Origin of the sequence: Paenibacillus artemisiicola (assembly GCF_017652985.1) — a bacterium.
GTDB lineage: Bacteria > Bacillota > Bacilli > Paenibacillales > Paenibacillaceae > Paenibacillus_Z > Paenibacillus_Z artemisiicola.
On the sequence record NZ_JAGGDJ010000002.1, the window covers coordinates 590,330 to 608,556 of the forward strand.

Sequence of the window (18,227 nt, forward strand, 5' to 3'; positions counted from 1 at the left end):
CGGATCGGACGGCGCGCTCTCGGCCATCGTCGAGTTGAACTGGGAGCATGACCTTTATGTGCGCGCGCGCGACAACCTGGAGGACGAGATCGCATATGTGCCGATGACCACGTTCGGACAATACGCGCCATCCTATACGACGTATTTCCGCCCTTGCCGTTCTCGCGTCTTCGATGTGGCTCAAACCTACCGCGATTATAAAATAGCGAAAGGGCAATTCGTCACCTGGGACGAAAAGCTGCAAACGACGCCGGGACTCGAATCCATGTTCGGAGCTGCTCAATTCTTCATCGGCTACTTCGATAGCGGGCATGACTACCTGGCGGCGATGAAGCAGACCAAGGAGATGGGTTTCGATAACGCCTTCGTATACCCCACCGTGTTCCGCAGCTTCAATCCGGATCTGCCGCTGAAAGAAGGGGCAAGGTGGATCGATATCAGCCGGCTGCACGAGGACATCAAGCGCTTAGGCTATCACGTTGCTTCCTGGTCATGGCCCGGAGAGGCGGCCGTGCAATCGAATTCCGATCGGGGCTTATGGGCGATCATGGGGCTCAATGAGGAAGGGGACTATGCCGGAGGCTGGTCGACGGGCGATTACAAGTGGTATAGCGTCGCCGGGGATGCGCAAGTCCAATTCATGCATTGGGCGCAGCGGCATATGTGGCCGGAGTTAACGGCGCAGCATTTCGACGTGACCGGCAACCTTGTTTTTCCCCACTTGTATGGGAAGAAGACGTTTGATCGAGCCGCCGATGCGGAATGCCGGAGGCATCTATTCGAACAAGCGTCGGTTGTCGGTCCCGTATCGACGGAGGGCTTCTGCGACGGCTTTCAAGAGGCGATTCATTGCGGAAGCGTCATGGCGTATCCGTCTTGGGGAGAACGCGATTGGTGGACGGTACCGCTGAATTCCCTCGTGTTCCATGACAGCGCGATGAATGTGTGGTGGGAATGCGACAGCTACAACAATCCGCATCATCAACGGCAGCATCATCGGGACTTATACGTAACGCCCGCGGGCGGCGGCAAGGCGCTCGAACAATCGCTCTGGGATGCTTTGCAGGGAACGCCTCCGCATGTATTCCTTTGCGGCAAGATGTATCGTCCCGCGGACGATGTTTTCTTCTCGAACGGCTATACCTTCTATGAGATGGACTTCCATGATGAACAGACTCAATATGCGCTAATGCTGGCCAAGCCGATTGCCGATCTGCATCAAAAAGTCGGCCGGCAGAGAATCGTCGCTTATGACGCGCTGACCAAGAACGGGCAGGTACAGCGAACGGCCTTTCAAGACGGAACCGTCGTGACGGTTAACTTCGGCGATGCGAGCTGGACGGATGGGCAGCAGGTATACGAACCGAAATCCTGGACGTTGACCAATTCCGGCTGAACCCTTGCGAAAATCGGGAAATAGCCGTTCATCCGAACGGCGGATTCAGGACGACGACACCGGAAAGGCGGTTCGAGATGAGAAGAGTAAAAGTCGGCATTATCGGTCAAGGACGAAGCGGGCGGGATATTCACGCCGCCACGATGATGAACATGCCGGAGCTGTTCGAAATCGTCGCGATCAGCGACCCGGTTCCGGAACGGCGCGAGCGGGCGCGGAAGGAATTGCGCTGCGACGTCGCGGCCGACGATCAGGATTTGTACCGGATGAGCGACATCGAGTTGATCGTGAACGCCACGCCGAGCCACATGCACGTTCCCGTATCGATCGCGTGCATGCAACGCGGCTTTCACGTGCTATGCGAAAAACCGCTCGCGCGGTGGACGGCCGACGTGGATCGGCTGATCGAGGTTTCGAATCAGACGGGTCAACGGGTTGCCGTATATCATCAGCTCCGGTTCGCCCCCGCATTCCGTAAGCTATGCGACATTATCGATTCGGGCCGCATCGGACGCGTCGTGCAGGCGAGTCTTTCCTTCAACGGGTTCTCGAGAAGATGGGACTGGCAGACGCTTCAGGAAAAGAACGGCGGGAACCTGCTCAATACGGGGGCGCATGCCGTCGACCAGGGCGTGCGGTTATTCGGGCAGGGGGGACAGCCGGAAGTGTTCTGCCTGATGGATCGGGCGAATTCGTTCGGCGATGCCGAAGATTACGTCAAGCTGATTCTTCACGGAGCCGGGCGGCCTACCGTTGATATTGAACTGTCGTCCTGTTCGGCCTATCCCGGCGCAGCTTACGTCGTGCAGGGTACGCATGGCGGCATCAAAGGCACGCACGGCCGGTTGGATTGGAAATATTTCAAGCCGGAAGAAGCGCCAGCGCAGCGGTTGATTACGGAAGCCTTGCAGCATGCGGACGGAACGCCGGCGTATTGCTCGGAGCAATTGACGTGGTACGAAGAAAGCTGGGAACCGGCGAATGAACGGGAAGCGAACCCGTATACCGCGGCGGCTGAGTCGTATTACCGGGCGCTGTACAATACGATCGCGCTCGGGGAACCGCTTCCGATCACGCTTGAAGAAGTCCGCAGGCAGATTCGGGTTATCGAACAATGCTTCGAACAAAACGAGGCTTTCGCAAGCAAGCATCGGAAATCGAGCGGATCGTAAAGCGTTACGGAAGCGGTTTCGACGGAATAACGCTTATTCTCTTGGAGGCTGATCGGATGAAAACGGCTTTTACGACCCTGGCCTGTCCGGCCTGGAGCTGGGATAGAATCGTAAACGAAGCGGCAAGGCTCGGATACGACGGCATTGAGCTGCGCGGCCTCGAAGGAGAGCTGTACTTGCCGAAATGTCCGCCTTTTCGGCCGGACGCCATCGAACATACGCTTCGCCAGCTCGAAGACAACCGGCTGGAAATCTGCTGCATCGATACATCCTGCGCCTTTCACGATCCGAACCGATACGAAGCGGCAATCGAAGAAGGGGTTGCAAGCATCGACCTCGCCCATACACTGAATGCGCCTTTTATCCGCGTTTTCGGCGACGCGATTCCCGTCGGCGCGAACAAGACGGCGATCATCAACCGGGTGTCGGCAGCCCTCGAACTGCTGGGCAATTACGCAGCGGACAAAGGCGTGCAAGTGCTGCTTGAGACTCACGGCGATTTTTCAGCGTCGGCAAACGTGCTGGCCGTTCTCGACCGCACGTCAAGCCCGGCCGTCGGCGTGTTGTGGGACGTCAACAATCCGTATAAGCACGGCCGGGGCGAAAGCGTGGAGGAAACCTTCCGGCAACTCGGGCCATTCATTAAGCATACGCATCTGAAAGATTCGTTCGGCAGAGGGAAAGAAGAAGCGATTCGGCTGCCGGGCGAAGGCGACCTGCCCTTGGCGGACTGCCTCTCCATCTTGAAGCGGAACGGCTATGACGGATGGCTTTCGTTCGAATGGGAGAAAAAGTGGCATCCGCATATCGAAGAGCCGGAAGCGGCGCTGCCTGTTTACATCCGGTTCATCCAATCGCTTGGCTAGGCGAGTTCCGGCCCGCATCGAGACAGTGAACGAAAGCCGATGCCCGGAAAAAAGGAAAAGTGCCCTTCTAGTCGTGACTAGAGGGCACTTTTTTACTGAACGAACATTCCTGTCGGCACCGTTCGCCGGATAACTCAGTGCGAAGCCATGGCGGCCGTCGGCACGTTTCCCGACTTGACACGCGTTCGACTCCAATCCAGCTTGCTGTATCGCAAGCCGTTTAACAGCGCGCCCAGCACCATGTTACTGCACAGCGCGATCCAGGCGCCGACCTGGCCGTAATCCAGTACTACGGTCAGCAGTAAGGTACCCGGGATGAAGACGATCCAATTGAGCACGAACGCCACGCGGAACAGATACGTCGTGTCGCCAATGCCGCGCAGCCCTCCGCCGAAAATAATGCCCGACGTATTGAAGATTTGAATAAACGCCGCCAGATGGATCAGCGGAATGACGGCCAGGTATACCGCCCGCTCCGGCGTATACAGCTTCGCGATGGGAAGCGCGAAGATGAACATCAGAATGGAGATCAGCACCATCAGCAGGACGCCTAGCACGACCGTCATCAGACCAAAGCGCTTCGCCTCCTCCGGCCGTCCTTTTCCGATTTCCTGTCCCGTGCCGATTGTGGCCGCGGCTCCGAAGCCGTTCGACGGCATGAACCCGAACGAGAGGATATTCAATGCGATCTCGTTCGCCGCGATGGCGACTGTCCCGAGGCGAGAGATGCACATGGTAAAGACCAGCATCCCTAAGCTGTTGGACATTTCCATCGTGCTGAGCTTCGCGCTTTCGCTGATCATCAGCTTGACTTGCTTCCGGTCGAACCGCTCGCGGCTCCGGGTCAGCAACGTGGCGTTCAGGTAGCCGTAATACACCCAAAGACACATGCCGAGCTGCACGAGCTCCGCAATCACGATGCTCCACGCGGCACCTTGAAGCCCCAGATCCGGGAAACCGAATTTTCCGTAAGCCAGCAAGTACGTGAGCACGACCACCAGGCCGCTATTGATGAGCGCGATCGTCATGGGCGTCTTGGTGTCGCCAATGGCGCGGAGGTAGGCGAAGAACGCGCCGCTAAAAATATTGAATATCAGCGCGATCATCCGCACCATCACGTAATCGGAGCCAAGCGAGATGATCTCTTCATTCAACCCCATCGCCCTCAGAATGAGCTCGGGCGCAAGCAGGCTGCCGGCGAATAACAGGAACGCGAGTATACCGGTCAACAGCAGCGCGATCTGCATCCGTTGGTTGGCTAAACGCATTTCGCCGGAGCCGAAATTTTGGGCGACCAGATAGTTGATCGCATTCTGGATGCCGGCGCACAGTGCCCACATATTGTAAATGAGAATGTTCGTCACGCCGACGACCGCGATGGCCGCCGCGCCAAGCTTCCCTACGATCATAAGCACGAGCAACCCCGTAAAGGTCATCGATGAGAACGTAGCGATAGAAGGTAAGGCTAATTGTAAAATTCGTTTTGCCAGCTGCACCTGCGAAAGCCTCCTGCACATCGTTATTGCGTTGAACTCCAATCCGAGTTCAAGCAGACATAACTACTATTATATAGGGGCATTCGCGATAATATCTAGCTGGTTTTTGTAATTATTTCATGTATTTGACCGATCTAATCATGAAGTCCCTTACCGCTTCGGAAAACAACGCCGGCTTCTCCATATGCCCCATATGTCCGCACTGCTCGATGGATACAAGCGTCGACGCAGGAATAGCGGCGGACATCTCGTTGGCCCATCTTGTCCCGCAGATGAAGTCGTGCTCTCCGACCAGGACGAGTGTCGGGGTCTGGATTGTACGCATCGCATCCCGTACATCCCACATCGCCGGTTTTCGATTCGGATCCATGGTCGCGTCGATTGAAGCTTTCCAATCGTCAAACCCCGCGGGCATAGCCCAATAGTTTCCGAAGTAAGCAGGCAGGAGTCTTTGCATGACATTAAGGAACGACTCTCTGTCGTTGACCGAGATGGCCCCGCTCGTCATATCCGCCCATGCCTGCTTTGCTTCTTGCGCTTCCGGTTGTTCGGGCCAACGCCGCGCGAAGAGGTCCATTTGTTTGGTCGCTTCCCTGCCTAAATCCTTCCCGTTGCATGGAGCGCCGTCATACACGATCAGCCCTGCGAGCTCATTCGGATAATCCAGCGCATATTGAAGCCCGACAAAACCGCCATGCGAGTGTCCGAGAAAATAGGCATGCGGAGCCCCCGCATGCTCGAGCACCTTCCGGGAGAAATAAGCGTAGGCGGCCATTCGATATTCGCCATCCGGTAACCAATCCGATTGACCTGTACCGATCGGCTCCATATAAATCATCGTCATAAAGCGTTCAAGTAGCGGCATACGTAAATAGTTCCAATGAAAACCAGGTCCTCCGGGATGAACAAGACAAAGGGGTCCGCTGCCCATTACGTGATAGGTCTGCCGAAGCCCGTCGATCCGAATCTCGTGCGTGCCCGGCGTTAGCGCGGCGTTATTCATAAATTTACCTGCTTTCTGTTGGTTGGGTAATCGTGCCTCGTTAGGAGCGTCCCGTAGATAAAAATCGGTACAGGAGAATTATAAGCGTGAGGTTGAACGGTCACGGTAGAGAGATTTAGCTGATTGGGCTGCTTATCTTGTTGATTTGTATATCACTAGAGCGAGATGAGTGATTTGGCCGTATAATTGGATTGGGCCTGCCAAGTTGAACTTGATGAGGGCTGCCGACTTGGCGGAAGGTTTGAGTCACGCCTACCGCGGGTATAATGGTTGATGGCCTCACGAAGGTTCAAGTTAGTCGAAAATACGTTGCCTTTCCAACGCGCGACGACGTGGAGAGCGGGGGCTAAGGCAATATCCCGATCAGGCTGAGGAGGTTTAACATGCATGAGCGCGCTGTACTCGCCGGGGGATGCTTCTGGGGAATGCAGGACTTGATCCGCAAGCTTCCCGGCGTCGTTTCGACTCGCGTCGGTTATACCGGCGGCGACACTCCGAACGCGACCTATCGCAACCATGGCACGCATGCGGAGGGAATCGAAATCGTCTTCGATACCGCGGAGACGAGCTATCGGCGCATACTGGAGTATTTCTTTCAAATCCACGATCCAACGACGCGGAACCGTCAGGGCAACGATGTCGGCATGAGCTATCGTTCGGCGATCTACTATGCGAGCGACGAGCAGAGAAAGGTGGCGGAGGACACGATCGCCGACGTGAACGCGTCGAATCTGTGGCCGGGCAAGGTCGTTACCGAAGTGACGCCTGTCGGCGACTTCTGGGAAGCAGAGCCGGAGCACCAGGACTATCTGGAACGCTATCCGCACGGCTACACCTGCCACTTCCCGCGTCCCGACTGGGTCCTTCCCAGGAGAGATTCTTGATGGAAGTATCCCCGCAAGCAGACATTCAAAAACAAACCTTCCGGTAACAGCCGGGCGGACAAGAACAGGATCTCATCGAAAGCTGCGAATACCGCGGCTTTTTTTATTTGGGAACCTCAGGTTCCATCGCTTGGCCAACGAAATGCGATTGTTGAGGTCGTTCTTAATAAAGGAACGGCATGGATTGAGTGCGAATTAAGCTGCAAGTCGAGGCTGCCTTCCGGCAGCCTTTTTTATTTTCACTCGTGATCCGGAGTGAGCGATGTGCGAGGCTTTTAGCGAATATACCCCGCACGTCTTTTTGCCATGCGCGCTAGAAAGGCTCATGCCTATAAAGGGAGTTCGCGCAGAACAGCGAGAAAACTAATAAGATGCGGTCCAGTAAATAAAAGGTTTCATTGGGCTTATTTGGAGAGAGGGAGCGACATTCCGGCATTCGATTACAACAATCGTGAAATAGAGGAGGAACATGATGAACGAGATGCCATCGCTATACACCGCAATCGATAACTACCCATCCGGGTGGAAAATGGGGATGCATAAACATCCCCATTTTGAAATCGCCGTCGTGATGTTGGGCAGCGGCGCCGTTTATACAGAAGACCGGCACTATTCGATTCAGCAGGGGGATGCCATTCTGATTAATCCCGGCGTGCCTCATGATTTCAGCTCCAAGACGCCGATTCGCATCGCCGTCTTGCAAGTGGACCCGTTGTCCTCGGAGCATCGACAGCTCTTTCATCAAATCACGAATGAAGAATCGCTATGCTTGTTTCCCCTCGCGTACTATGCGTTGGAACGATACGAGAAACTGTTTAGCATCTGGATCCACATTTCATCCTTGCGCGCGACGAAACTGTTTAACCAATTCGTTCGGACGTGGGTCCAACTGTTTTTGTTGTTTTTATTGGAATGCGTCGAAAACCGGGATAACCGGGTTACGTTGGGCAGCATTTCCGCGTATATTCGTTCCAATATCGATAAGGATATTCGGATTTCCGAGCTGGCTAAAATGATGCATGTATCCGAGAGCGGATTACGCGCCTCTTTCAAAAAAACCTACGGCCTATCGCCAAAACAATATTTGCAACGATACCGCATGTCGGAAGCCAAAATGATGCTTAAACTGTCGGACAAAAATATACAGCAAATCGCCCAGCAAGTCGGGTTTCCCAGTATCCACGCCTTCTCCGCCTGGTTTCAAAAAGAGACGGGCGCATCGCCATCCCTATGGCGAAAAGACCATATAGCCAGCCGCGAGGATTGAAGTGTTCTTTTTTACAAAGACTGTCCTTTTATTTATAAATACCCATCCGACGTATATGGGTAAAATGGCCATGTCAGTTAAATAGATGAAGGAAGGAGGGCCGACGGTTTTGAAGGTAAACGTCCGCCATGTCGTGTTGTAACCGCTTTACCGAGTCGTTTATGGGAGGTGACCGCTTGACGAGCGCAAGGACCGAGATTGGAGACGCATTTCAAATCCGTTCAACCCCCCGCAAGATGAGCAGCATGACGAAAAAAAACCTCCGGAACGGCTTGCTCTTCGTATCGCCGTGGTTGGTCGGGTTTGCCGTGTTCTCATTGATTCCGTTTCTATTGTCGTTGTACTACAGCTTCACGAATTACGATGCGGTAAGTTCGCCCGTGTGGGTGGGCGTCAGCAATTTCACGCAATTGTTCAATGACGTTTTGTTTTGGAAATCGATTTCCAACACGATCTACTATACCGTTTTCGCGGTTCCGCTGGGCATCGTTTTCGGCGTCGCCTTGGCGCTGCTGCTGAATATCAAGATCAAAGGAATGGTCGTCTACCGAACGATCTTTTATTTGCCCAGCATCGTTCCTGTCGTGGCGTCCTCCATCTTGTGGCTGTGGCTGTTCGACCCGCAGTTCGGGCTGGTCAACAGCATGCTGAATGCCCTCGGCATTGCCGGTCCGGGATGGCTTGTCGATCCGTCTTGGTCCAAACCCGCCCTGATCGTGATGGGGCTTTGGGGTGTCGGCGGCTCGATGATTATTTATCTTGCCGGTCTGCAGGATATCCCGCAGGAGATGTATGAATCGGCGCAAATCGACGGAGCCGTCTGGTGGCACAAGATCGTTTACATCACGCTGCCGATGATCAGTCCGGTTATTTTCTTCAATCTCATCATGGGGCTGATCGGATCGTTCCAGTACTTCACCCAGGCGTATATTATTACGTCCGGCGGTCCTAACGACTCTACCTTGTTCTATTCGCTGTATCTGTACAAGAACGCCTTCTCTTACTTCCATATGGGACTTGCCTCGGCCATGGCATGGATCTTGTTCCTGCTCATCATGGCGGTTACGCTGCTCGTATTCAGGAGTTCCGCGCGCTGGGTGTTCTACGGGGGAGAAAGATAGACAATACCGGAGGTGTAGGTCCATGATCCTTAAACGATTGATCGCGGTTTCTCTTATTACCGCCATGTCCGTCAGTGTAATCGCCTGTTCTTCGTCGGGCACGAACCCGGCGAAGGAAGACAATCCGAACGCCGCCGATTCCGCCGCCGATGATCAACCTTCCAATGCAGGGAACCAAGGGGACGGCAAAGTCGTTGAAGTTACATATTGGCATATGTGGACGAGCGATTGGAAGAAGCTGATCGATAGTCTTGTCGATGAATTCAACAAATCTCATCCGGGCATCCATGTGAACGCGCTGTCCATTACCGGCGATGCCAACGCCAAGTTTCTTACCGCGCAAGCCGGGGGAGATCCGCCGGATGTCATGACGCAATGGAACCAGATCATTCCGTCGTGGGCCAAGAAGGGAGCCATTGCCTCGCTCGACCCCTACATCCAAGCGGATGCGCCGGACATTGAAAATTGGATGTATCCGACGGTAAGAGACATCGGCAAATACGACGGACACATGTATGCGATTCCATTTTCCATGAATTCGTTTGCCATGTTCTACAACAAGGATATCTTGACGGAAGAAGGCTTCGATGCGGAGAACCCGCCTAGGACGATTGAAGAGCTTGACGCCATGCAGGACAAATTGTGGAAGACGGACAGCCGCGGGTTCATCCAGCGTGTCGGCTATATGCCGAGCGGTCTTACGATGTGGACGCCGTCGTTCGGCGGAAAATGGGCGGACCAGGAGGGCAACCCAACGGCGACCGATCCGAATAACTTGAAGACGCTCGAATGGTTCCGATCCTATGCCAAGAAGTTCGATCCGAAGAAAGTAGCCGCCTTCAACAAGAGCATGTCGTCCAACGTGAATTCAGCTTGGCCGTTCCTGAGCGGCAAACAGGTCTTCGCCATGGACGGGATGTGGCGCCTTGAGGATTTGAAAAACTACGCGCCGGATCTGAAGTATGGCATTACGCCGCTGCCTTACCCCGAAGGAGCGGGCAAAGAGAATGCAACCTGGGTCAACGGGAATTTCAACATCATTCCCGAGAAGGCCAAACATCCGAAGGAAGCATGGGAATTCATCCTGTGGCTGACCGGCTACCATAACGAAGATTGGGCGGCCAGCATGCTGACCAAAGGCGGCTGGATTCCGCCTTCGCCAATCATTACGGAGAAACAGGCGTACCAGGACTTCATCAATGAAATTCCGGCCAGGAAAACGTTCGTCGAATTGCTCGGAAGCCCCAATGCGCAGATAACGCCCGTCATTCCGGTTCAGCAGTATTATTGGGATCGGGCGGCGAAAGCCGAGGAATCCGTCATGACCGCGAACAAGGATCCGAAGGAAGCGCTGGAGAACTTGCAGAAAGAAGTCGAGGCCGAAATCGCCAAAGATAACTAACGTTCCGACGCCGGGCGGAAGGAAGCCGCTTCCTTCCGCCTTATGGCGGATACCGTGAAAGGAGTGTTTCAATGCTAGCGGTTAAAACGGAAGGTTCGGGGAGTTTAAGCAAGCGGAGCAGGGGGACCCTCGCGCATGTTATCACCCATATTAGCTTGATCGTACTCGGCTTATCGTTTCTGTTTCCATTCGTATGGATGCTGTCTACCGCCTTGAAGCCCGAAGCGCAGATCTTTATCTGGCCGCCGGAGTGGATTCCGGATCAATTCTTATGGTCCAACTTCCCGGAAGCGCTGACGTTCGTTCCGTTCGGCAAGTATGTCACCAACACGTTGACGATCTGCATCTGGGCCATGGTCGGCACATGCGCGTCTTCGGCGCTTGTCGCTTACGGATTCGCCAGAATCCAATGGCCGGGGCGAAACGCGCTGTTTATCATCATGCTCAGCACCATGATGCTGCCTTCCCAGGTGACGATGATCCCCATCTTCGTGATTTTCAAAAAAATCGGTTGGGTCGGCACCTTTAAGCCGCTCATCATACCCGCTTTTTTCGGCGGGGCGTTCTTCATCTTCTTGCTGAGGCAGTTTTTCCTGACGATCCCGCACGAATTGTCCGAGGCGGCAAAGATTGACGGCTGCTCGGAATTCCGGACGTTCTGGCAGATCATTCTTCCCCTTGCCAAGCCTGCGCTCGCTACGGTGGCGTTATTCACGTTCATCAACAACTGGAACGATTTTATGGGGCCGTTGATTTATTTGAGCGATGAAACGAAATTCACGGTTTCGCTTGGCTTGCAGCAATTCATCGGTCAGTACGGCACAAGGTGGGGAATGCTGATGGCGGCTTCGACCGTTGCGACGCTGCCGATCATCGTTTTGTTCTTCTTCGCCCAGCGTACCTTTATTCAAGGGATTTCAACGACGGGCATCAAAGGATGACCCGGCGTCCTGCCGGAACCTGTTACGCGATCATAAGGGAGGATTGACGATGAAAAAAATCGTATTCATCGGTGCGGGCAGTCTCGTCTTTACCAAAAATCTCGTTCGCGATCTGCTTACGTTTCCCGCATTCTCCGCGTGTACGATCTCGCTGGTCGATATTGACGAGGAACGTCTCGGCTACGCGAAGAAGACGGTGGAGCAAATCATCGCCGCCGGGCAGTATCGCGCCCAAGTGGAAGCGCATACCGACAGAAAAGACGCGCTTCCCGGAGCGGACGGGGTCGTATGCACGATCCTGGCCGGCGGCTTGAACGTATGGCGCAAAGATATCGAAATCCCGAAGAAATACGGCGTTGATATTAATGTCGGCGATACCCGGGGACCCTCGGGCATCTTCCGGGCGCTTCGGACGATTCCGGCGATGCTGGACATTTGCCGCGATATCGAACGGTATTGCCCGCAGGCCATCGTTCTGAATTACACGAATCCGATGGCGATGCTATGCAGGGCGATGCAGAGCGAAACAAACGTCGCCGTGACGGGGTTGTGCCATAGCGTTCAAGGGACGGCTGCCATGCTGGCAAGATGGATCGGCGCGCCGAAGGATGAAATTACTTATCTATGCGCGGGCATTAACCATCAGGCGTTTTATTTGGACTTCCAATGGAACGGCAAAGACGCCTATCCGCTTATCCGGGAAGCGATGAACGATGCCAAGATCTACAACGAGGAGCAAGTACGAAACGAGATGTTTCTACATCTCGACTATTACGTGACCGAATCGAGCGGCCATAACTCGGAGTACAACGCGTGGTTCCGAAAGCGGCCCGACTTGATCGAGGCATACTGCACGCACGGAACGGGCTGGAATCCGGGCGAATACGCGTATATCGTCAAAGGCTACGAGAAGCGGCAGAGCGATTGGAGAGCGCAGATGCAACGATGGATGGACGAACCCATCGATTTGAAGCGAGGCGAGGAATATGCGGCTTCGATTTTCAATGCTACGATCGGGGACGGGACGTTATTCAAGTTTAACGGCAATGTCCGCAACACGAACCTGATTGATAATTTGCCAGGCGGCTGTTGCGTCGAGGTTCCTGTATTGGCGTCCAGAAAAGGGCTCGAACCCATTCATGTGGGAGCGCTGCCCAGTCAGTTGGCCGCGTTGACGAATATCAGCGCCAGATGCGAGGAGATGGCTGTCGAAGGCGCTCTGACCGGGGATCCGAGGAAGATTTTCCATGCCGTATGCTTCGATCCCTTGACATCGGCCGTGCTTAGCTTGAATGAGATCAAATCCATGGTCGACGAATTGTTCGAAGCGAACCGGGATTATCTGCCGCAGTTCAAGCATTTGAGTTAAAGGCCAAAAGGCACTCGAATCTTTGTTAAACGATCGGACAGTTTGGCGCAACTATCCAAGTATTGGAGGCGTAGAATGTGTAGGATGTATTTCCGCGTTAGAGGGGGGTGGAAGTAAACCCCCTTCGGCGAGATCGTTATGGGAGGCCGCGATGAACGAGACCGCATTTGACGAATCATTATTTGCCGGCTTGAAGCCGGGCTTAACGTCGTTCTGTTACCGAATGCTAGGCTCTATGGACGATGCGGATGACGCCGTTCAGGAGACGTGCATTCGGGTCTGGCAGAGCTGGAGCACGTTCAGACAGGATGCTTCGTTCAAAACGTGGGTCTATCGGATTGCCTCCAACCTATGCTTGGACAAGCTGAGACAATCCAAACGCCGCGCGCTTCCCGTTGACCTGTTCGACCCGGCCGTCGCCATCGCCGAGCCGCGCGATACGCTGCCGGACACAGCCTGGATCTGGCCGTCTCCCGACTTTGGGGGCAATCCGGAGGATCGGCTCGTCCGCAGAGATACCCTTCAACTGTGCTTCATCGCGCTCCTGCAGACCTTGCCTCCGCGGCAGCGCGCGGTACTCATTTTGAAGGATGTATTCGAATGGTCCTCCAAGCAGATCGCGGAAACGTTGGCGATGTCGCCGGCAGCGGTGAACAGCGCCTTGCAAAGAGCGCGAGAGACGATGGACCGGGCGCAGCTTCGCTCGGATGAGCTCAGCAGCATGGACGTTCAACCGGAGCAGCAGCTGCTGTCCCGATATGTGGAAGCCTTCGAGCAATTCGATATTGCCGCGCTCGTCGCGTTATTCCACGAGGAAGGCTGCATGTCGATGCCGCCCTTCGAGATGTGGATCCGCGGCAAGGAAGATCTGTCCGCCTTCTATTCGCTTACGCGCTGGCATTGCGAAGGTTCGCGATTCGTGCCCATTACGGTCAATGGCGGTTATCCGGCGCTGGCCCAGTATATGCCGGGCGAAGAGGGCACTGGCTTGGTACCCTGGGGCATTCACGTCATCGAAACCAAAGAAAATCAAATCCTGCACGTTCAGAACTTCATTCATACGCCATTATTTTCGCGATTTGGGCTGCCTGAGCGAATGGACCGATGAATTTCGTCATTGGCTTTCGTCTATATCATCGAGAACCAAACGACGAATATCATGAAAGAGGTGTCTATTTAACATGGAAACGAGTCAACCGATCAAAGTAACCGTGCAAGCCGTCATTCAAGCCCCTGTCGAGAAGGTATGGCGCTATTGGACCGAGCCGGATCACATCACGCAGTGGAATCAAGCGTCCGAGGACTGGCATGCGCCGAGAGCCGAAAACGATCTGCGGGTCGGCGGCAAGTTCCTGACGCGGATGGAAGCGAAGGATGGCAGCATGGGCTTTGATTTTGGCGGCGTCTACGATGTCGTGAACCGGCATGAGGCGATCGGCTACGCCATGGAAGACGGGAGAAGAGTGGATATTGCTTTCGCCCCGCAAGGGAATGAAACGAAGGTCGTGGAAACGTTCGACGCGGAAAGCTCCAATCCCGTCGAGTTCCAGCAAGCAGGCTGGCAAGCGATCTTGGACGCTTTCAAAGCCTATGCCGAACAAAACTAATCATCGCGAAGAAGACGCCGGGGAAGATGCCCGGCGTCTTTCTTGTTGAACCTATGCACGAGCGTGCCGTTCGCCTTAACCTCGGGCCGCATCCGTGTTCATGTAGTTAATGGCCCACAGATGGCCGTCCAAGTCCACGAAGCCCCAATGATACATGACCCCATGATCTTCCGGCTCGGCGTGCAATTTCCCGCCCAAGGAGACCGCGGTATTCACGATTTCATCGACCTTTTCCCGGCTCTCGAAGGCCAATGCGATCGTCATCTGCGCGTACTTGCTCGTATCGACGGATTCTTTCTCCGTGAGCGTAATAAAGAAGGCTTGATTGATCAACATGACCTGCAAGTTGTCGCCGATCACGATGGCTGCCGAATTCTCGTTCCCTGGGAATTGCGGGTTGAGCTCGAATCCGAGTCCGGTGAAGAACGCTTTCGATTGTTCTACGTTTTTGACAGGCAGGTTGAAGCTCGTGAATGCGGACGTTAATGCCATTTTCAAAACTCCTCTTCGTCAAATTAGTTTGTGATTATATACCTTCGTTTATATAGACGACAGCCGATCCGGGAATTCATCGGTCTCAAGGATTCGAAAGCGTACCTATTGAAAAATGAACGATTCGGCAGAATTCATCACGCAAACGGGCAAGTTAGCGTGGCCGGTTATGCTGAACCTTTAGCGGCTTTTCCTTCGCTCGATGAGAGGATGAACGTTGAACAATAACGACGAACGAGACCCGGTAGATTCATAGGACACGACGGTAGCCGGCCTTAGGATGAACGGCTGCCGTACCGTTGTTGCACGTGGGATGTTGAGTGATTTATGGGAGGCATATGAATCTGAAAAAACGGATTCGAAACCTCCAAGCCAAGGCGGCTCAATGATGATGAACGCGAGAAATGAATGGAGAATGCACGCCGGTATGTAGGCTTTGAGTCTTCATTAAATCAGCGGTATCAAGGGATATGATCAATTTCCCGAACTCTGGAGAAATGTGAACTTCGCCGCAAGCGCATGCGTAACGCATGAAAATGCATATATGCCTAAATAACCATTTGCTTTGGTCGAACTGGCCGGTATGCCGAGGGATATTGACGAATTGAAAAGAACGCGACAAAAATAAATGGTCGCTTGGACTTATTGGAATAATTATCCATTAAACTAATAATAAGGAGTGGGATACGCCGTTACAAGAGGATGACCTTTATGGTCGGATAAATCTGCAAGTCAAAACAAAGACGAGCATGTATTGACGACACCTTCCATCACATTGCCCAAGGGCGGCGGGGCGATCCGCGCCATGGGCGAGAAGTTCGCCGCCAACCCGGTCACGGGCACCGGTTCCATGAGCGTACCCCTCCATTGGCGCTCGATCTCCAAGGACAACATCCTCACCCTCTACGGCTATGACGCGAATTCGCGCATTGCCGACCCGCTCGACGCTAGCCGCATCTTTTCATGGCTGATCTGCGAATCGCGCGATGACAAGGGCAACGGCATTCGTTACCTCTATAAGAAGGAGGACGGCGCCTGCCAACCCCGGCCAGGTCAAGCCGATCCGTTCAATCAAGTCCACCAGCGCAACCGGGGCCATGCCTCCGATCCGCGCCGCACCGCGCAACGCTACCTGCAGCGGGTGCTGTACGGAAACCTCAAGCCCTTGCTGGATGCCCAGGGCCGGCGCCCCCGCTACCTGAGCGACCTGCCACCGCTGCAGGCTCTGTCCGGCTCTTCTCCGTAAGACAGGAGTTTCCGTCTGAATGGGCCAAGTTCCTGACCCCAACGACGGCACCCGGTCAACGGTATGAATTGTCCCTCGCCTTGCGGCCGGAGCACTATCCGTTCTGGGCTAGAGAGTTGCTGAATGGTGTGTCACGCGTGGACATCTTGGTACGCAGCGCGAAGGCCCAGCCCCCTGCAAGCATGGACGTCTTTGACCAAGTCAATGATCAGCCGCAGGAGGCGAAGAAGGATACCCTAGCCAAGGCAGCAGAACTGTCCAACTTGCTGATCGGCAAGCTTACCGGCGGAGCAACCGGCATAGCCTTGCCGGCAAAACCGAAGGGAGAGTTGAAACTATTCTTCGGCGAAAATTCCATTGCCGACTTGTGGCTTGCGATAACGTGGAATGCATAGTGGCCAGCTGTTTTTCCTTTATTGCTAGTGTACGGTTTTCATTGCGGAACCCGATAGTTCAATCCTGACACGACGGCAGCCGGCCTTAGAACGATCGGCAGCCGCCGCTGTGCGAACGGGCAATTTAGCGTGGCGGTCAACCGACTTAGTGGCTGCTTATTCTCGACTGATGGAAGGGAAGTTCTATTCTCTCGCGAATTCATTAGCTATGCCGAAGAGGCGATTTTCGCGAAAAAATCGCGGCAGCGCAATTGGAAAGCGCCTTTTCGTTTTCTATATCTTCAGAGAAAGGTGACTACGCATGAACCAAAGAGCGTCAGAAGAAGAATACGCAGGAGACGCCGGCGAGTATATCCGGTTGGTGCCCGAAGGCAACATCATCGACATTCTGCTCGCCCAGGAAAAGCAAATGACCGAGCTGCTGGCATCGTTGACCGAAAGCCAGAGCGCCTATCGGTATGCGGAAGGAAAATGGACGCTGAAGGAAGTCGTGGGCCACATCGCAGACAGTGAACGCGTCATGTCCTACCGGCTGCTCCGATTTGCAAGAGGGGATGAGACGGCGCTGCCCGGTTTCGACCAGGAATTGTTCATTTCGCCTTTCGGAAGCTGGACAACCGCGCAATTGGCCGAAGACTACCGGGCCGTACGGCAAGCGACGATCACGCTGCTGCGCGGGTTGCCGCCGGAGGCGTGGTCCCGCAAGGGCACAGCCAACAACGCAAGCATTACGGCGCGCGCCCTCGCTTACGGCATGGCAGGACACGAGCTTCATCATGTAGGGGTTATCCGAAATCGTTACTTGCGTTAGTCGTCCTTGCTTAGGGCACTCTTCCCGCCCCGTTCATAAACTGATAAGACGGGTTGAAAAACCAGCAGCACAAGAAAAAATCATTCAACGAACGGGACACGATTGCCCAATCCAGACACGACGGCAGCCGGCCTCGGAACGATCGGGCTGCAATTCGGATACTACTGGGTAATTGAAGGCGAAAAGATGAGCAAGTACATATTTTTTAGGAAGCGTGCCGACATTGAAATAGCTGAAATAAAACGGATTGAGGCCTATAAAGTAGAGGAAATAGGAGGGATTCATTTTTATTTAGGTAAGGGACCACATGAAGATGAATATCAATTTATTATGAAGGATGGACGTGTAATTAAGAGTTACGCACATTGCTATCATTCAAACGGCTTAACGCTAGGACGTTATTTGAATAACGAAAAAAGAATAAAGTTAATCGAAAAAACTACCTATAAATTCTTGAATTCTTAGGTTTTGGCGCTTCTTTCACCGTGTATTCTGCTGCCCAAGCAGCTCAAGATTTGGCTTTCCCAAACGATCTCGCATTAAAAAACCATCGTTTTAGCACGATGGTTTTTTTGGTGTAGGAAAATGCGGTAACACGTGATGTCGTTCGATCTTAATGCGATCTCAACCGAGAATCAGATATGAAAGTGCTATCAATGGCAGAAAAGTGATATTTCATCCTTTTTTAGGACTCTTATAATTAAGTTGTTACAGCAAGGCTTGCTCGACTATATTGCATGCGGGAGGATGAGCAATGAG

General features: G+C 53.9%; 18 protein-coding genes. 15 read left to right on the forward strand and 3 right to left on the reverse strand.

The features are described 5' to 3' along the window. The first annotated feature begins 58 nt into the window (after positions 1–58). From I8J29_RS05800 to I8J29_RS05810, 3 genes are all read left to right on the forward strand, one after another. Positions 59–1,396: a hypothetical protein gene (locus I8J29_RS05800; RefSeq protein WP_208846704.1), complete on the forward strand. Its 1,338-nt coding sequence runs from the start codon at positions 59–61 to the stop codon at positions 1,394–1,396. A 77-nt stretch (positions 1,397–1,473) separates the two neighbouring features. Then, positions 1,474–2,568 (forward strand): Gfo/Idh/MocA family protein, encoded by a 1,095-nt coding sequence (locus I8J29_RS05805; RefSeq protein ID WP_208846705.1) that lies wholly within the window; start codon positions 1,474–1,476, stop codon positions 2,566–2,568. Between the two features lie 56 nt (positions 2,569–2,624). Beyond that, complete coding sequence (locus I8J29_RS05810) at positions 2,625–3,434, forward strand: sugar phosphate isomerase/epimerase family protein (RefSeq protein WP_208846706.1); 810 nt, start codon at positions 2,625–2,627, stop codon at positions 3,432–3,434. Positions 3,435–3,568: 134 nt separating this feature from the next. On the opposite strand, the gene I8J29_RS05815 is transcribed toward I8J29_RS05810, so the two are convergent. Together I8J29_RS05815 and I8J29_RS05820 are read right to left on the reverse strand one after the other, a co-directional pair. Further along, positions 3,569–4,951 (reverse strand): MATE family efflux transporter, encoded by a 1,383-nt coding sequence (locus tag I8J29_RS05815; protein WP_276316249.1) that lies wholly within the window; start codon positions 4,949–4,951, stop codon positions 3,569–3,571. Positions 4,952–5,042: 91 nt separating this feature from the next. Continuing rightward, positions 5,043–5,933, reverse strand: a complete 891-nt coding sequence (locus tag I8J29_RS05820) for an alpha/beta fold hydrolase (protein WP_208846708.1) — start codon at positions 5,931–5,933, stop codon at positions 5,043–5,045. A gap of 383 nt (positions 5,934–6,316) precedes the next feature. Here I8J29_RS05820 and msrA point away from each other — a divergent pair, with 383 nt between their 5' ends. From msrA to I8J29_RS05860, 8 genes are all read left to right on the forward strand, one after another. Beyond that, on the forward strand, positions 6,317–6,817 hold the full coding sequence (gene msrA, locus I8J29_RS05825) for a peptide-methionine (S)-S-oxide reductase MsrA (protein WP_208846709.1): 501 nt from the start codon (positions 6,317–6,319) through the stop codon (positions 6,815–6,817). A gap of 469 nt (positions 6,818–7,286) precedes the next feature. After that, positions 7,287–8,084 (forward strand): helix-turn-helix transcriptional regulator, encoded by a 798-nt coding sequence (locus tag I8J29_RS05830; RefSeq protein ID WP_208846710.1) that lies wholly within the window; start codon positions 7,287–7,289, stop codon positions 8,082–8,084. Between the two features lie 245 nt (positions 8,085–8,329). After that, positions 8,330–9,205 carry a carbohydrate ABC transporter permease gene (locus I8J29_RS05835; RefSeq protein WP_240545907.1) on the forward strand — a complete coding sequence of 292 codons (876 nt, stop codon included), beginning with the start codon at positions 8,330–8,332 and terminating at the stop codon, positions 9,203–9,205. A 22-nt stretch (positions 9,206–9,227) separates the two neighbouring features. Next, positions 9,228–10,607: an ABC transporter substrate-binding protein gene (locus I8J29_RS05840; RefSeq protein WP_208846711.1), complete on the forward strand. Its 1,380-nt coding sequence runs from the start codon at positions 9,228–9,230 to the stop codon at positions 10,605–10,607. 212 nt (positions 10,608–10,819) lie between these two features. Then, positions 10,820–11,548, forward strand: a complete 729-nt coding sequence (locus I8J29_RS05845) for a carbohydrate ABC transporter permease (RefSeq protein WP_240545908.1) — start codon at positions 10,820–10,822, stop codon at positions 11,546–11,548. Positions 11,549–11,597: 49 nt separating this feature from the next. Beyond that, positions 11,598–12,917, forward strand: coding sequence for an alpha-galactosidase (gene melA, locus I8J29_RS05850; RefSeq protein ID WP_208846713.1), 1,320 nt, complete (start codon positions 11,598–11,600; stop codon positions 12,915–12,917). Between the two features lie 151 nt (positions 12,918–13,068). Next, positions 13,069–14,025, forward strand: a complete 957-nt coding sequence (locus I8J29_RS05855) for a sigma-70 family RNA polymerase sigma factor (protein ID WP_208846714.1) — start codon at positions 13,069–13,071, stop codon at positions 14,023–14,025. 73 nt (positions 14,026–14,098) lie between these two features. Then, entirely contained in the window at positions 14,099–14,524 is a 426-nt protein-coding gene (locus tag I8J29_RS05860) for an SRPBCC family protein (protein WP_208846715.1), read from the forward strand. 75 nt (positions 14,525–14,599) lie between these two features. On the opposite strand, the gene I8J29_RS05865 is transcribed toward I8J29_RS05860, so the two are convergent. Beyond that, positions 14,600–15,016, reverse strand: a complete 417-nt coding sequence (locus tag I8J29_RS05865; RefSeq protein WP_208846716.1) for a VOC family protein — start codon at positions 15,014–15,016, stop codon at positions 14,600–14,602. Positions 15,017–15,770: 754 nt separating this feature from the next. On the opposite strand from I8J29_RS05865, the gene I8J29_RS05870 reads away from it, so the two are divergent. From I8J29_RS05870 to I8J29_RS05885, 4 genes are all read left to right on the forward strand, one after another. Beyond that, positions 15,771–16,262, forward strand: coding sequence for a SpvB/TcaC N-terminal domain-containing protein (locus tag I8J29_RS05870; protein WP_208846717.1), 492 nt, complete (start codon positions 15,771–15,773; stop codon positions 16,260–16,262). 137 nt (positions 16,263–16,399) lie between these two features. Beyond that, positions 16,400–16,657 (forward strand): hypothetical protein, encoded by a 258-nt coding sequence (locus I8J29_RS05875; protein WP_208846718.1) that lies wholly within the window; start codon positions 16,400–16,402, stop codon positions 16,655–16,657. Positions 16,658–16,958: 301 nt separating this feature from the next. Beyond that, complete coding sequence (locus tag I8J29_RS05880; RefSeq protein WP_208846719.1) at positions 16,959–17,468, forward strand: DinB family protein; 510 nt, start codon at positions 16,959–16,961, stop codon at positions 17,466–17,468. Between the two features lie 186 nt (positions 17,469–17,654). Continuing rightward, positions 17,655–17,933, forward strand: coding sequence for a hypothetical protein (locus tag I8J29_RS05885; protein WP_208846720.1), 279 nt, complete (start codon positions 17,655–17,657; stop codon positions 17,931–17,933). The last annotated feature ends 294 nt before the right edge of the window (positions 17,934–18,227 follow it).

Bases quoted from the DNA above. Each gene is read 5' to 3' on its own strand.
- I8J29_RS05860 (WP_208846715.1), top strand. From the start codon at position 14,099: ATGGAAACGAGTCAACCGATCAAAGTAACCGTGCAAGCCGTCATTCAA.
- I8J29_RS05865 (WP_208846716.1), bottom strand. From the start codon at position 15,016: ATGGCATTAACGTCCGCATTCACGAGCTTCAACCTGCCTGTCAAAAAC.
- I8J29_RS05855 (WP_208846714.1), top strand. From the start codon at position 13,069: ATGAACGAGACCGCATTTGACGAATCATTATTTGCCGGCTTGAAGCCG.
- I8J29_RS05830 (WP_208846710.1), top strand. From the start codon at position 7,287: ATGATGAACGAGATGCCATCGCTATACACCGCAATCGATAACTACCCA.
- I8J29_RS05880 (WP_208846719.1), top strand. From the start codon at position 16,959: ATGAACCAAAGAGCGTCAGAAGAAGAATACGCAGGAGACGCCGGCGAG.
- I8J29_RS05835 (WP_240545907.1), top strand. From the start codon at position 8,330: ATGACGAAAAAAAACCTCCGGAACGGCTTGCTCTTCGTATCGCCGTGG.
- melA (WP_208846713.1), top strand. From the start codon at position 11,598: ATGAAAAAAATCGTATTCATCGGTGCGGGCAGTCTCGTCTTTACCAAA.
- I8J29_RS05840 (WP_208846711.1), top strand. From the start codon at position 9,228: ATGATCCTTAAACGATTGATCGCGGTTTCTCTTATTACCGCCATGTCC.
- I8J29_RS05815 (WP_276316249.1), bottom strand. From the start codon at position 4,951: ATGTGCAGGAGGCTTTCGCAGGTGCAGCTGGCAAAACGAATTTTACAA.
- I8J29_RS05810 (WP_208846706.1), top strand. From the start codon at position 2,625: ATGAAAACGGCTTTTACGACCCTGGCCTGTCCGGCCTGGAGCTGGGAT.
- msrA (WP_208846709.1), top strand. From the start codon at position 6,317: ATGCATGAGCGCGCTGTACTCGCCGGGGGATGCTTCTGGGGAATGCAG.
- I8J29_RS05820 (WP_208846708.1), bottom strand. From the start codon at position 5,933: ATGAATAACGCCGCGCTAACGCCGGGCACGCACGAGATTCGGATCGAC.
- I8J29_RS05805 (WP_208846705.1), top strand. From the start codon at position 1,474: ATGAGAAGAGTAAAAGTCGGCATTATCGGTCAAGGACGAAGCGGGCGG.
- I8J29_RS05885 (WP_208846720.1), top strand. From the start codon at position 17,655: ATGAGCAAGTACATATTTTTTAGGAAGCGTGCCGACATTGAAATAGCT.